At 31.3% G+C, this 14,248-nt stretch carries 12 protein-coding genes; all 12 read right to left on the minus strand.

Going from position 1 to position 14,248, the window contains the following annotated elements:
* Window positions 1-9: 9 nt before the first annotated feature.
* Window positions 10-204, minus strand: a complete 195-nt coding sequence (gene rpsU / locus FHG05_RS08755) for a 30S ribosomal protein S21 (protein ID WP_140997633.1) — start codon at window positions 202-204, stop codon at window positions 10-12.
* A gap of 264 nt (window positions 205-468) precedes the next feature.
* Complete coding sequence (locus FHG05_RS08760) at window positions 469-1,638, minus strand: acyl-CoA dehydrogenase family protein (protein ID WP_140997634.1); 1,170 nt, start codon at window positions 1,636-1,638, stop codon at window positions 469-471.
* Between the two features lie 37 nt (window positions 1,639-1,675).
* Entirely contained in the window at window positions 1,676-2,563 is an 888-nt protein-coding gene (locus FHG05_RS08765) for a ComEA family DNA-binding protein (protein ID WP_157504211.1), read from the minus strand.
* Window positions 2,564-2,601: 38 nt separating this feature from the next.
* The gene (locus FHG05_RS18380) at window positions 2,602-2,760 is read right to left on the minus strand and encodes a hypothetical protein (RefSeq protein ID WP_181369156.1); all 159 of its coding nucleotides are present in this window, start codon (window positions 2,758-2,760) and stop codon (window positions 2,602-2,604) included.
* Between the two features lie 17 nt (window positions 2,761-2,777).
* Complete coding sequence (locus FHG05_RS08770; protein ID WP_140997635.1) at window positions 2,778-4,598, minus strand: sodium-dependent transporter; 1,821 nt, start codon at window positions 4,596-4,598, stop codon at window positions 2,778-2,780.
* Window positions 4,599-4,681: 83 nt separating this feature from the next.
* Window positions 4,682-4,900, minus strand: coding sequence for a PspC domain-containing protein (locus tag FHG05_RS08775; protein WP_130736420.1), 219 nt, complete (start codon window positions 4,898-4,900; stop codon window positions 4,682-4,684).
* A 27-nt stretch (window positions 4,901-4,927) separates the two neighbouring features.
* Window positions 4,928-6,196, minus strand: a complete 1,269-nt coding sequence (locus tag FHG05_RS08780; RefSeq protein WP_140997636.1) for a DUF2851 family protein — start codon at window positions 6,194-6,196, stop codon at window positions 4,928-4,930.
* Window positions 6,197-6,306: 110 nt separating this feature from the next.
* On the minus strand, window positions 6,307-7,668 hold the full coding sequence (locus tag FHG05_RS08785; RefSeq protein WP_140997637.1) for a pyridoxal-phosphate dependent enzyme: 1,362 nt from the start codon (window positions 7,666-7,668) through the stop codon (window positions 6,307-6,309).
* 174 nt (window positions 7,669-7,842) lie between these two features.
* A complete protein-coding gene (locus FHG05_RS08790) occupies window positions 7,843-9,786 on the minus strand; it encodes a putative porin (RefSeq protein WP_140997638.1) in 1,944 nt (647 codons plus the stop codon).
* A gap of 65 nt (window positions 9,787-9,851) precedes the next feature.
* Window positions 9,852-11,765: a S8 family serine peptidase gene (locus FHG05_RS08795; RefSeq protein WP_140997639.1), complete on the minus strand. Its 1,914-nt coding sequence runs from the start codon at window positions 11,763-11,765 to the stop codon at window positions 9,852-9,854.
* A 123-nt stretch (window positions 11,766-11,888) separates the two neighbouring features.
* Complete coding sequence (locus FHG05_RS08800; RefSeq protein WP_140997640.1) at window positions 11,889-12,719, minus strand: hypothetical protein; 831 nt, start codon at window positions 12,717-12,719, stop codon at window positions 11,889-11,891.
* Between the two features lie 26 nt (window positions 12,720-12,745).
* Window positions 12,746-14,239 carry a RagB/SusD family nutrient uptake outer membrane protein gene (locus FHG05_RS08805; protein WP_140997641.1) on the minus strand — a complete coding sequence of 498 codons (1,494 nt, stop codon included), beginning with the start codon at window positions 14,237-14,239 and terminating at the stop codon, window positions 12,746-12,748.
* Window positions 14,240-14,248: the final 9 nt, after the last annotated feature.

Consider the following 14,248-nt stretch of genomic DNA (forward strand, 5'->3'; position numbering starts at 1 on the left):
TTCAAAATATTAAGACTCTAAAGAATCTTTTAATCTTTGAATGTAAGCAGCTTTTTGAATTACAGCTCTTTTAACGATTGACGGTTTGTGGAAAGCTTGTCTCGCTCTTAATTGACGAACAGTTCCAGTTTTATCAAATTTTCTTTTGTAACGTTTTAACGCTTTATCGATATTTTCTCCGTCTTTAATTGGAATAATTAACATAGTTTAGGCACCCCCTTTCATTTAGACTGCAAAAGTAATCATTAATTTTAAAAATCAAATTGTTTTTTTTATTTTTTTATCTTTTCAAAGCAATACACCTTAGCCCTGATGGAAAGGATATCCTTTTATTGTTTTTATACTATAATTTGTTATAAAAAAAGAGCGCCCGATTAGGAAGCTCCTTTTTTTATTAGAAATTTGTATAGAAGCAATAAAAGATAGCATAAACAGCAGGATTAGCTTCTATACAAATTGAATCTTTATTTATTCAACTGCTGGTTTATAGTTTTGATTATCAATAATCATTTTAGATAAAATTTCTTTTAAAATTTCAGAAGTTCCACCACCAATAGGACCTAAACGACTATCTCTAAACAAACGAGCCAATGGATATTCTTCCATATAGCCATAACCGCCTAGCATTTGCAAGCAACTATATATGGTTTCATCGGCCACTTTAGTAGATTTTAACTTAGCCATTGTAGCCTCTTTTACCACATATTCTCCTTGATCCAAACGAGCGACTGCCTCATAATTAAATATTTTACAGTGCTCTACATCAGTAGCATGTTCTACTAATTTATGACGTAACGCTTGAAATTTATTTATTGTTTTACCAAAAGCCTCTCTTTGAGACATATAAGAAATTGTATAATCGATAGCATATTCTGCTCTTGCATGGGCATTAATAGCCATAATTAGGCGTTCCAATGCAAAATGCTGCATGATATATGGAAAACCTTTCCCCTCTTCTCCCATTAAGTTTTGAGATGGAATTACCACATTATCAAAAGAGATTTCAGCAGTATCGGAAGCTTTCCAGCCTAATTTATCTAATTTAGTTGCTGTTATTCCTGTTTCTTTTGCATCAACTAAGAAAATACTGATTCCTTTATTACCAAGTTCAGGATTGGTTTTTGCAGCAACAACATAATAATCAGCATAAAAACCATTGGTAATAAATGTTTTAGAACCATTAATCACGTACGTATCGCCTTTTTTTAATGCCGTTGTTCGCATTCCTGCTACATCACTCCCACCGAAAGGTTCGGTTATGCATAAGGCTCCTATTTTATCACCAGAAATACTAGGTGCTAAATACGCTTGTTTGATTTGTTCGTCTCCCTCAGCGTTTAGATGCGTCATTGCCAAGTAAGAATGTGCCCACATAGCTGCCGCAAAACCAGCAGATTTAATTTTTTGTAACTCTTCTAAAAAAATTACAGTGTAAAATAAATCTAAATTTAATCCGCCATATACTTCTGGGTATTTTATTCCGAAAAACCCCATTTCTCCAAATTTTTTCCATATAAAACGGTCAATTGAACCAGTTTTTTCCCATTGTTCAATATGTGGCATGACTTCTTTTTGCAAAAAGTCTCTAAAACTAGATCTAAATAATTGATGTTCTTCTGTGAAGTATTTCGAATTCATAAATGTGTAACTAATGTGTTTAAATTGAGCTATTTTTTTAGAATTCCAAATATAAGGCGATTATTTTTAATTTTTCTAAAGGACAGTTGTTAATTTTTGCTAAATCTTCAATAGAATGAAAAATTCCGTTCATACTTCTATAGGTTACAATTTGTTTAGCAAAAGCATAATTAAAATAAGGAAACTCACTTAATTCTTTGACGGAAGCATTATTAATATTTATTTTTTTGACTACAACATCTTTAGGAACAAAAAAATGTTGTTTACAACTTTCTAAAATTTCTGGTGAAATACCCCACACAAATTCCAATTGGTCTACAGAAGCAAAAGCACCAAACTTATTTTTTTCTTTAAGAATGATGTCTGATATCTTATCACCAATACCGTATATTTTCATTAAATCTTCTTTAGAAGCTTCGTTTAAATTTACGGGGTTTATAATCTCTTTTTTCTTGTTAGAAAACGTTTCAAACACAGGTTGCTTTTTAGTTTTAGTAACCCAATCTGGAAATTTAAAAAAAGGGTCTATCTTTTGCAGTAGCTCATTAGAAACCTGAGTAACCTCTTGAAATTCTTTAGCAGAATTTACATATTGATTCTTTGCTCTAAATTGATGCAATCGATCAATTTCAACAATAGACATCCCTAACATATACCCTTTGTAATCGGAAATAAAATTAGGATTAAAAGGTTGTATCTGATAACTGGTTTCCGTTTTTACCTTTTTAATGCTATCGATTTTAGATTGCACCAACAGCCACTCTTGATTTTCTTTAGACTCCGCTTTAAAACTAAAAAGCCCTGATTTAAGTCCGTAGTAAATGAACTGAAGTAGCACAATTAGTATTGCTAATAAAAAAATCCCACTTCTATGTTCTCTCGAAAATAGAAAGTAGGATTTTAAAAATTGTATTTGCTTTTTCAAAACAAATTATTCCAAATAGGTGATTAAAAAAAGAAAAATTATTCTTTTTCTTGTCTTACCAATTCATCATCATTTTCACTATAGGAATCTGGTTCTGGTTTAGGTGGAATAGTTAATACTTTATAGAAAAAATAACTTGCAAAAGAAATTACGATTCCTTGTGCTACAAGCATTGTTATTAAGGCTGATGTATTCATTTTTTTTATTTTTAAAATTATAACGTTGCTCTTCCTTCTCTCACTCTTTTCTTATAAGCAAAATAAACGATTAAGCTTATGAAAACAAATAAGGCTAATAACAACATTCTTCCTGCAAATTTATACAAGGTATTATTTATAAAACTTCCTGTTGCAATGGTGTCATTAGGTTTAACTACATCACCTTTTTTTACAACTACAACTTGATTTTTATCTTCTTTGAATGTATATTCTTTATAATTAGTAAATGTAATTACTTTTACTTTTTCCGTTTCTTTATCAAATACCTTTTTAGTATCTTCAAATGAGAACTTCACACTATTAGGAGTCACTTCTTCAACAGTCCCTGATTTTTCACCAGCACCGTCAAAGTTTTCTGCATAATATTCATTGGCAAACCACTCTTTGTTATTCGTATCGTTATCTTTCACCTTATCAATCCAATCAGGCACACTTGATACTAAGACCCATCCTAACAATAAAGGCGTTACAATTAAAATGATATATTTATAAAAACCAGGAATTTTAATGTCAGCTCCTTGATTCAATTCTGCCCAACCTTTTTTAATTCCAAATATATAAGAGAACAATACCGTTTCTAAGAAAGCAAAAACTACTAAACTTACCGTTCCTGCCCAATAATCATACTGATCAAACAAACCTTCATTAAAGAAAATAACAGTTGGTAATCCCATGATTAATACTAATAATCCAAATGACCAAGCACCTTTATTTTTCTTCCATCCAAATTCATCTTGCATGAAGCCCATCCAAGGTGTTCCCATAGCTAAAGAAGATGTAATTCCTGCAAAGAATAACAATCCAAACCAGCACACTCCAGCAACAACCGCTAAAGCACTACCCCATTGTTGGAACAAATAAGGCATTGTTTGAAAAGCCATACCAAAACCAGCATTTTGAATTACCCAATCTAAACCTAAGTAACCTGCTGCAATTGGAATTACAATTAAACTTCCTAAAACCACTTCTACAAATTCATTCATAAATCCAGCAGAAACAGCATTCAAAGCAATATCATCTCTTGTTTTAAGATACGATGCATAACAATGAATGGTTCCCATACCTACAGAAAGTGTAAAGAAAATTTGACCTGCAGCTGCCAACCAAACTTTGGGACTGGTTAGGGAATCAAATTGAGGTGTCCATAAAAAGTTCAAACCATCCCATGCATTGGCATCAGGAAAAATATCTGAAGCTCCAGAAGTTCCTAAAGTTAAACCTCTAACAGCTAAAACTACTCCGAATAATATTAACAAAGGCATTCCAATTTTTGCCACTTTTTCAATACCTCCAAGTCCTTTTGAAAGAATATAGGTATTTAATAGTAAACAAACGATATAAAAAATGATTGCTTCGCCAGGAATTCCTGTTGTTGATTCCGTTACATTAGTATACGATTGAAAAAAACCAGCCACATCAGCCTGACTCATTCCATTAAAAGTTCCCACTATTGAATGGTACACATAAGACATTGTCCAAGATTCAATATAACAATAGTAAGCCGCTACAGCAATGTTGGTAAAAATTCCGAAAACACCAATATATTTCCAAACTCTACCTTTTGCCATACTATCTAAAATATAAGGTGTACTATGATTTCCATATCTACCTCCAAATCTTCCTGAAGACCATTCTATAAATAATAATGGAATACCCATTACTAAAAAACATACTAAATAAGGAATAATAAACGCTCCACCTCCATTTTGAACAGCTTGTACAGGAAAACGAAGAAAATTCCCTAGACCTACAGCGTTTCCTGCCATTGCTAAAATGAGCCCTACTCTAGAACCCCATGAATCTGATTTTGTTGACATATTTTTTTATTGGTTGTTAATTTTCCAAAGATAAGAAAAGTATCGAAAAAACAAAGAAAACTTAAGCCCTTGACATTCAATGATTACAAATCAAAAACAGAAGAGCGTTTGGTATAGATCATATCCTTCAGCTTTAATAAAAAAGCCAAAGTAAGGTAAAAACCAAAGCCTAAGCCCGCTGTTACAAAAGATATATAAATGAAAAACAACCTCACATTGGTAGCCCTCATTCCCAATTTATCAGCCAATCTTGTGGCTACAAAAAAACCATGTTTTTCAAAAAAATGTAATATTTTATACATTGGATTCTTTAATTTATTCAAATATAACTATTTTCTAATTAAATGGATGCCTATATGACAATCTAAACAGCGTTGCACATCACAATATTGTTTTTTTAGTTGCAATAAACTTTGTGATTCTAATGCTGATTTTGAAGTTACACCAAAATAAGCAAATTTGAAAATCATATTATTTTTCTCAGGTTTTATTTGTCGTATTAAATCCAAAATAGCTTCTGAACTATCTTTACCTAAGTATTTGGAATACGCAAACTGAATCGGAACAATTGTATTAATAATAAGTAAGTCGATAAAACTCTTACTAATTCGCTTTTTCTTAAAAGAACTTTCTCGATCAAAATTGTAATGATAATTCCAATATACACTAGCATTAACATCAAATAATTGATACAAATCAATCAAATTACTTGAACGAATGCATTTTTCGAAAAGATTGGGAATCGTATGATACAAAACAGCTAATTGAGACAACCGAATGGTTGGAAAATTATCGGGTCTCAATTTATAAAAATGTACCTTTTCCAAATGATTCGACTGCAGTTGATATTTTTCTTTTAAAAGATTCCATTTGGCTTTTAAAAGTTGAAAATACGTATCCTCGCCATCCAATACCAAAAGAGAATTTAAACCAAAGAAAAGTGCTTCTAAATTTTCTTGATGATTCATTTCTTTTCTTAGTACCTGAAAAGGAATTGATTGGGCCATTTTAAAAAAAGAGGGGCCATTTGAATTTAAACCAAAATTTTTAGCCAATAGGCAAAATAAAACCGACTCCCAATCGTTTTTGGATACTTTTAATAAAGAAAAAACAAGTTCAGATTTTGTTTCAAGTCGTTCCAAAAACAACCTTTCCAACCAATTTTCAAGTACAAAGGATTCTATTAATCCGATTTGATTTTCACAATTAATCCAAGATTTTGGATTCGTTAATTGTGTATAATTGAGAATGTCTTTAGAGGCAACATACTGTTTTAATTCTAATACGGGTATTTCTGTATTATCTTTTCGATAAACATCTACATCATGTTCCCAAACTACATGCAAAATAACATTGTCATAGTTTGCATCTTTTTCATGATGATGCACATACCAATCGGATGATTTAAGGTGTATTTCGATATTTCCAGCCCATTTTTGATAATCTATGATCAATTGTGCATTGAAAAAATCTGGACCAGCAGTTTGCAAATAATGTCCGAAATGGAGAATTTCGAGTTTTTCTCCCTTAGTTGTGTATAATTGGTTTACATTAATTTTTTTATGCAACCAAATATAATGCAAGAAATCTTCTTTCATAAATAAGGCGTATACTATTTTTAGGCGTTTAGAAAGACAAATATATAAAAAATAAAAAACCTGCAAATCTCTAAATTTGCAGGTTTGTGTTTCTATGGGATTAGAACGAATTATTTAATCGAACTAATAACATCATGTTTTGTAATAATGTGATACTTTCCATTTTCGAGTTCAACCAAAACAGCTTGATTGTCTTTATTAATTAATTTAGACACTTCTTCCACTGGTGTATTGGCTTTTACTATTGGAAAAGGTTTGCCCATTACTTCTCTTATAGGCTTCTCGGCAATATTTTTATCTTCAATATAGCTTCTAAACAAATCTGTTTCATCTAAACTACCTACAAAACCTGTAGTATCGATAACAGGAATTTGAGATATTTTATATTTTTTTAATCTTTCGATAGCATGAGAAACTAGTTCTTCCGTACGTACAATTACTAAGGGTTTGTCATGATGTTCCTTAATTAAATCGATAGCCTTGGTTACTTCCTCTTCTAAGAAACCTCTTTCACGCATCCAATCATCATTAAACATTTTACCCACATATCTACTACCCGAATCATGGAATAAAACAACAACCACGTCTTCTGGTTTAAAATGTTCTTTTAACTGAAGCACGCCTTTTATAGCAGCTCCAGCAGAATTACCTACAAAAATTCCTTCCTCTAAAGCCAATTTTCTAGTATATACAGCAGCATCTTTATCGGTTACTTTTGTAAAACCATCAATTAATGAAAAATCAACATTTTTTGGCAAGATATCTTCTCCAATACCTTCGGTAATATATGAATAGATTTCATTCTCATCAAAAATTCCAGTTTCATGATATTTTTTAAAAACAGAACCATAGGTATCTACTCCCCAAATTTTCACATTTGGATTTCTTTCTTTTAAATATTTGGCTACACCAGAAATAGTTCCACCAGTTCCAACACCTACAACAAAATGGGTAATTTTCCCTTCAGTTTGTTCCCAAATTTCTGGAGCCGTTTGCTCGTAATGTGCAATGGTATTACTTGGGTTATCGTATTGATTTACATACCAGGCATTTTCAGTTTCTGTTGCTAAACGTTTTGATACCGAATAATACGAACGAGGATCTGTAGGCTCTACATCGGTTGGACAAACTACAACTTTAGCCCCTACAGCTCTAAGAATATCCATTTTTTCTTTGGATTGCTTATCAGAAATCACACAAATTAATTTATATCCTTTTACAATAGCTGCCAATGCTAATCCCATTCCAGTATTTCCTGAAGTTCCTTCAATAATAGTACCTCCTGGTTTTAATCTTCCGTCTGCTTCTGCATCTTCAATCATTTTTACAGCCATTCTGTCTTTCACAGAGTTACCTGGATTAAATGTTTCTACTTTAGCTAAAACTAATGCATCTATTTCTTGCGTTAGTTTATTGATTTTAACTAGAGGTGTGTTCCCAATAGTTTCTAGTATGTTTTTTGCAAATTTCATTTTATAATTGAAAAAAATTGTTAGCAAAGATAGTGTGAATATTACGAATACAAAAATGAAAATGAATGACTTATTAACCCTGATGGAAGTGATAGCTTCTTAAATTCGTTTAAGAACTTTAACGAACAGCAGGAAAATGGATTTCAAAAAAGCCTAAAAAATTCGTTACAACTATTAACTAAAGAAATTCCATACAATTCCAAAACGCACAATAAAATCGCGATATGGATAATTAGGTGCTGTATAGAAATTATAACCTGTAAACGAAGAATTAAAATGTTCCGCTTTCAAGAATAATCTGGCTTGACGAACTTTAGCATTAATAAAAAAGTCAAACATTGGGAAAGCTCCTATTTTCTTTTCATTTTGCACATAAAATTCCCCTAATAAAGGATTGTAGTCGTTTGCATAATATTTAGTAAAATAATTAAAAACGATACCTGTTTGAATGAACATCGCTTTTTTAAATACATGTTCCGAAAAATAAAAAGCATTACGAGTTACTAACTGCGGGACGTTTAAAGTATTATCTGCATTATCTACTTGTTGAAACAACAACGTATTATCTAAACCAAATTTCCAAAATTTAATATCTTTTGAAGCTTTTATAGAAGCATAGGTAATGGTATTGTTATTTTGAAAAGGCTTAACGGTTAATCTTTCAATATCATTTGTAGTATTGTCGAAATACAAATAATCGTCTAATATACTGTATTGTGCTTCAAGATTAATCCATTTTGTTTTAGCAGCAATTTGAAAAACGTTTCTTTTCTCATTTTTAAAATTGTTGTACCAATTATACTCTATATAACTACTTTGATACAAGGTATAATTTAAATTAGGAAGGCTATTTAATTTTTGATAATGAAATTCAAATTGATAATCGTCATTTAATTTATAGTTAATGGAAGCTTCAATATTCGATATAGATTGATCCGTAATAGCATTCGAAACATGCAAATTGGTTTTAAAATTACTTCCAAAATAGGTGTAATTTCCACCAATTGAATTAATTCTATCATTAATTGCATTAGGAACCGAAGTATTACCTGAACTATCAAAAACAATACTTTTATAAAAATAATTATAACTATTATCCTCTACATAGAATTGAACTTCACCGTATTTTTTAGTAGTAAATCCAACTCCTAATTTATTATAAAAATGATTGTATCTTGTTTTATTACTTATAGCGTTAGAATAAGCTTGTCCGAAACGTTCATTAGCAGTGGTTTGATCAAAATCAAAAAACTTGTATTCATGATTGAATTGATGCGTAAAAATCAAACTATTTGGATTTTCTTTATTTAATTTAAAAGAATGATCGATAAGAAAACGATTCCCTTTTAATAAAGAAGTAGCATCGCTAAAATAAACATCTAAGCGTTCTCTTTCATTAAAAGGAGGTTCACTTAGTTCAAAAACAGCAGTGTCTTTTATACCTCCATTTTCTTGATTAGAAATATCTTGACCTGTAAAATGCGCATTAAGCACATACCTATTATCTTTAGTAAAATAGCTTGTGGTGAATCTAAAATTTCCAGAACTGGAAATAGCATTAATATATTTACCAATAGAACGTAATCCTTTATATGCAATTGAAAAATTAAGATTTCGTTTTGTATTTACAGTTAGAAAAGCATCTAATGATTGCCCTTGTTCCATTACTGTTTTAAAATATAAGTCACTCAGTGGAGTTGGAACATTATAATACTTAATATCTTCAACTTCTAAATAATTAAAATGTTTTGCTAAAAAACCCATTGTAGGCATTACATTTTTTTTAGTAAGACCAAAATCTAACGTATTATAAGTTTGTCCTTCATTAGCGAAAGGTAATAATCCAAAAATATCTTTGCGTAGTAAATTAAACTTATATTCTTTTTGTATGGAAAGTGTAGTGTCTAGATACGTGGTATCTTTCTGTAAAGTATAGATTTTATATAATTCAACAGGAGGTCTCTCTTTATAATCCTTATTGCGATTAGAATCAAAACTCAATGTGTCTCTTTCTCCAGTAGAACTTGGTAATTTACCAAATCCTCCATTTTCATTTCTAATTTGAGCTGAAGAAGCAATTGAAAAAACTAAAAAGAATACAAAAAAAAAATTTCTCATTACATATAAGCTTGATGCAAATGTAATGAGAAATTCATAAAAATTTAAAACTTTAAATTTTTCTTTTATTTTTTAACAATTTTATGAGTCGAAGTACCTACCTCAGACTGTAAAAACACTAAATACATACCTGAATTTAAAGTTGCAATATTAATTGAAAAATCGCTTAAAGAATTTAATTTTTCTTTTTTAACGATTCTTCCTTGTGTATCCACAATTTCATATCCTAAAATAGCATTTTTAGCACTGTTAATAAACAATTTATCTTCTGCTGGATTTGGGTATACAGCTACATTAGATTCAAAAGATTTTGAATTTAAAGGCATTTGATCAAAACCTGAAATAATTAAACTATATTGTTGCGCAGCAGGAAAAAATCCTTTTTTAGAAACTGTAATAGTATAAATACCCGAAGCGTTTTCAACCTCTACTTTTTCAACGTTATCTACAATATTATCTCCTTTAATTGCTGGTGACGTTAAGTTATTTAAGTCTAACTTCCAAGGAAAATATGTTTCAGCATCTTTGGTAATACGTATATCTAAATCATTAACTAAAACAGGAGTAGAAGAATTTAATTGATTATCTTTTGAACCTCCAGCAACATCATTCCAACATATTGTAGCTCTTAAGGTTTTTGGTGAGTTAACAACAACTTGATACGTATAAACACCACTTGTTTGACTCATCGACAATTCTTGTATTGAAGCCGTAGGTGATGAATTATTTGCATTAGTAATTAATTCTGCAGCTTCTTTAGTATTTAAGAATCCCCAACCAAAATAAGGATCTGGTCCAACTCTGTTTGCATCATCTAAAGCAGTATGACAAACTAACCCTTTTAGAGTTGCTGACAGCATATAACCCGCATTCAAATTATTGTAATGTTGTTGTAATAAAATTAATGAACCTGCCGTACTTGGTGAAGCCATTGATGTACCTGTTAGAGTCGCATAACTTGTAGTAGACTCATTACTGGTTGAATATAAATTAGTTCCATCAGCTGCAATATCTGGTTTAATTCTACCATCATCAGTTGGTCCTTCACTGCTAGAACTATTAATTACTAGATTAGACATTACCCCTGTAATTGGATGTACAGTTGGATTGGCATTTGCAATTACCAAATTGTTTTTACAATTTTTATTTCCAGTCAATTTATCTAATCCAGGATACAGTCCATTTGAGTAAGAATCATTACCCGAATTACCACCAGATGTAACCATTAAATAATATGGTAATGTATGCATAATTTGATCCCATTGTCTAGCATCACTGTTATAACATCCCATATACCAATCTGGCACATTTTGATCACCGTTATCATTGTAAATTGGCACACCATAAGAATGATTAGAAATTAACAATCCAGAATTAGTTGCTTCATTGGTAACTTCAGTTTCATCATTGGTCCAATTATATGAAGCAACATTTACTTCATAAGCCATCCCTTTTGCACTAGACATAATACCAGCTGCACTAACTGTTCCAACAACATGCGTTGCGTGTAAATCTGCTGTAGGGATAGGAGCCGCTGTGTCAGGTGTCGTTATTCTAGACGTAGAGTTATTCATAAACTCTTGATGATTTACTAGAGCCCAGCCACCGTCCCAAACACCAACTTTCATACCTGCTCCTGTTAAGCTTAAGCCTAAGCTCCCACCTGGATATAGGGTGTTTGTTTTAGCAGCCATTGCACTTAACCTATTATCAGTTGCAATGTAAACTGGTTTATTATCTACAATATCAAATAACATATATTTCGTACCATCATTGTAATACTCTCTATTTTTATTAGTATTTCCTAATAAAAAATTTTTAATTCTAGCTTCACGCTCATTTACAAAGTTTGTAATAGTCTCTTTAAGACTAATAACTTCATTAGCATTGTAACTTTTTTTAATTGTTTCTATTTCTGCTTTTGACTGAGCAAAGCCTACTAAAGAACCTATTAAAAAAAATAAAATTGATTTTTTCATAAACAGTAATATTCTATTTTGTAATTTTTTTCCAAATGTATAAAAAAGTAATAAAAACAAAAGTTAATAAAGAAAAAAACCGAAACGTAATGTTTCGGTTTTATATATAAACTATCAAATAAATTATTGGATAGTGAAAGCAGTATCTTGGAAACTTCCAAAATTCCCACCTCCTTGAACTAATACAGTACCATCTTGTAATTTAACAGTATAATTACCTTGAACAGAAGCACTAGTGTACATTCCATCTCCATAATCATCATAAATTACAAATGTATAATCACCAGACTCTAAACAAAAGTCTGTAGAAAATGTTTCTTGATCAGCAAAACCTAAGGCTGCATAACCTGTAATTGTTGTACCAGAAGCATCAAAACCTCCAGAAGCAATAAGATTAAAAGAAGCATCATATAATTCCCATGCAGTCTCTTCTGGATAGTTATCAAATTTAATACTTAAGTTTACTGACGTGTTAGGACAATAATCTCTAGCCGTTATTTTGAATAACTTAGATGTATTTGAAGAATATCCATTACTAGTAGTAACTGATCCTACAGGAAGCCCAACATTCATTCCAGCTTGTGCTTCGATTTTAAGTGCAAAAGTCTTACCTGCAGCACCTAAGCCATAATTTTCAAAAACAATTTCAAAAGGAACTTCGGTAGTTCCTGCAGGAATTGTAATTGATGATGGGAAAGAAACATAATTTAAATCAATGTTAGTAGAGCTATCTACTAATAAATTAACAGTTCTAGAAACACTAGATGCTGTAGAATAAATTTTTGTTTCAACTACACCAGTTTCTGTAGGAAGAATTTCAATTACTCTTCTTTCTTCTAAACCTACATATTCAGAAAGTTCATTGTCGCTAGCTACATCTTCTTCACAGCTTGTATATGTTAAAGCCATAAAAACTAAAGCTAGATATAAAAAATTTATTTTTAATAATTTCATAATTATTGTAGTTAAAAGATTAGAAATTAGTTTTGAGTTGATATACTAGAATTGTTATTGAATTCTGTTTGAGGAATTTGAAATGACATATCATCTATATCATACAAGAATGATTGACCTGAACGAAACACGTGATTTGTTCCTCTTGTTACAGTAGCTTGGTTTCGTTTTAAAGCTAAGTAACTTTTTCCTTCACCCCACAACTCAATTCTTGTTTGTAAATAAATCGCATCTATTAAAGCTTGCCCTGTTAAAGGATCTACATACGCATCAGTATTTGCTGTACCTCCTAATCTAGAATTTAACAAAGCTTTCAATCTTGTTTTAGCAGCAGCTTCATTACCAGTTCTAGCAGCAGCTTCAGCACTTAGCAAATAAAACTCTTCAATACGCATGAAGATATAATCTGTAGTAACTGTTTGTTGACCACCAGCTGTTCTTCCTGGATCAAAAAACTTATTAATTGGCATTAATGCAGTTAAACCAGTTGTTCCAAATTGAGTTTTTCTAACATCAATTGCTGGTATAGAAGCATACAACCCATTATCAATAGATTTTCTATCTCCTGCCCAAGCATAACTGTAGGTAAAATAATCAATTTGCCCCCACCAATCTAATAATTGATGACCCATTTCAGCAGTAATATCATAACCCCACATCCATGATGCAGAATTCACATCATTAAAACCTGAACCAGCACCAGGATATGCTAATTGACCTGTAGTTGTTAAAGGATATACATTCGCATCAACAATTTCATCTGAAAGTGTCTTTGCATCTGCATAATTACCCATCGCTGCATAAGTATACGCTAATAAACCTTTCGCAACATATTTGTCAATTTTGTGCTTTTGATCTCTTGAGTAGTCATCCAATAAAGCGATTGCAGAATTCAAATCATCAGTAATTCTTGCAAAAACTTGTGATGCTTGTACCTTAGCTGGGCTATTCGTATCAAGATCATAAAAAGGTAAAATTTCTTGAGCAGGATCATATGCTCTTTGGAAAATTTGAGTTAAATAGAAATACGCATAAGCACGGTACGCTTTTGCTTGGGCTAATGCATGTCTAGCATCAGCATTTTGTGGCTGTGCATCATTTCCTCCAAATGACTGAATTACATTATTTGCAGTACTAACAATTTTATAGTAGTACTCCCAAATGATTCTATTCTCTTCACGGGTAAAATCAACAGTGGCTACTAAGTTTGCTGTATTTTGATACCATCCATAAGAATTAGCAGATAAAGCCATATCTCCAGACAAGATATCTAAGAATATATCAACCCCTTTTTGTCCTAAATCATAATGACGAGTACCAGTTACTCCTGCAGGCTCAATCATAAAAGCTCCTATACCGTCAAGTGTCCCTGCAATTAATTTTGGATTTAAATCAGCATTTTCTGCAAAATCTATATCCGTTATTACTTGCGTATTTCTTACTGGATCAAGAAACTCTTCGCTACATCCAACACCAAGCAAGGATGCCGCAACCATTAAGTAAATTATTTTATTTTTCATTTTCATATT

Source organism: Flavobacterium profundi, assembly GCF_006491645.1.
Taxonomy (GTDB): domain Bacteria; phylum Bacteroidota; class Bacteroidia; order Flavobacteriales; family Flavobacteriaceae; genus Flavobacterium; species Flavobacterium profundi.

Coding starts and splice junctions, on each gene's coding strand:
- FHG05_RS08760 (WP_140997634.1), bottom strand. CDS start 1,638: ATGAATTCGAAATACTTCACAGAAGAACATCAATTATTTAGATCTAGT.
- FHG05_RS08790 (WP_140997638.1), bottom strand. CDS start 9,786: ATGAGAAATTTTTTTTTTGTATTCTTTTTAGTTTTTTCAATTGCTTCT.
- rpsU (WP_140997633.1), bottom strand. CDS start 204: ATGTTAATTATTCCAATTAAAGACGGAGAAAATATCGATAAAGCGTTA.
- FHG05_RS08775 (WP_130736420.1), bottom strand. CDS start 4,900: ATGTATAAAATATTACATTTTTTTGAAAAACATGGTTTTTTTGTAGCC.
- FHG05_RS08780 (WP_140997636.1), bottom strand. CDS start 6,196: ATGAAAGAAGATTTCTTGCATTATATTTGGTTGCATAAAAAAATTAAT.
- FHG05_RS18380 (WP_181369156.1), bottom strand. CDS start 2,760: ATGAATACATCAGCCTTAATAACAATGCTTGTAGCACAAGGAATCGTA.
- FHG05_RS08805 (WP_140997641.1), bottom strand. CDS start 14,239: ATGAAAAATAAAATAATTTACTTAATGGTTGCGGCATCCTTGCTTGGT.
- FHG05_RS08800 (WP_140997640.1), bottom strand. CDS start 12,719: ATGAAATTATTAAAAATAAATTTTTTATATCTAGCTTTAGTTTTTATG.
- FHG05_RS08770 (WP_140997635.1), bottom strand. CDS start 4,598: ATGTCAACAAAATCAGATTCATGGGGTTCTAGAGTAGGGCTCATTTTA.
- FHG05_RS08785 (WP_140997637.1), bottom strand. CDS start 7,668: ATGAAATTTGCAAAAAACATACTAGAAACTATTGGGAACACACCTCTA.
- FHG05_RS08795 (WP_140997639.1), bottom strand. CDS start 11,765: ATGAAAAAATCAATTTTATTTTTTTTAATAGGTTCTTTAGTAGGCTTT.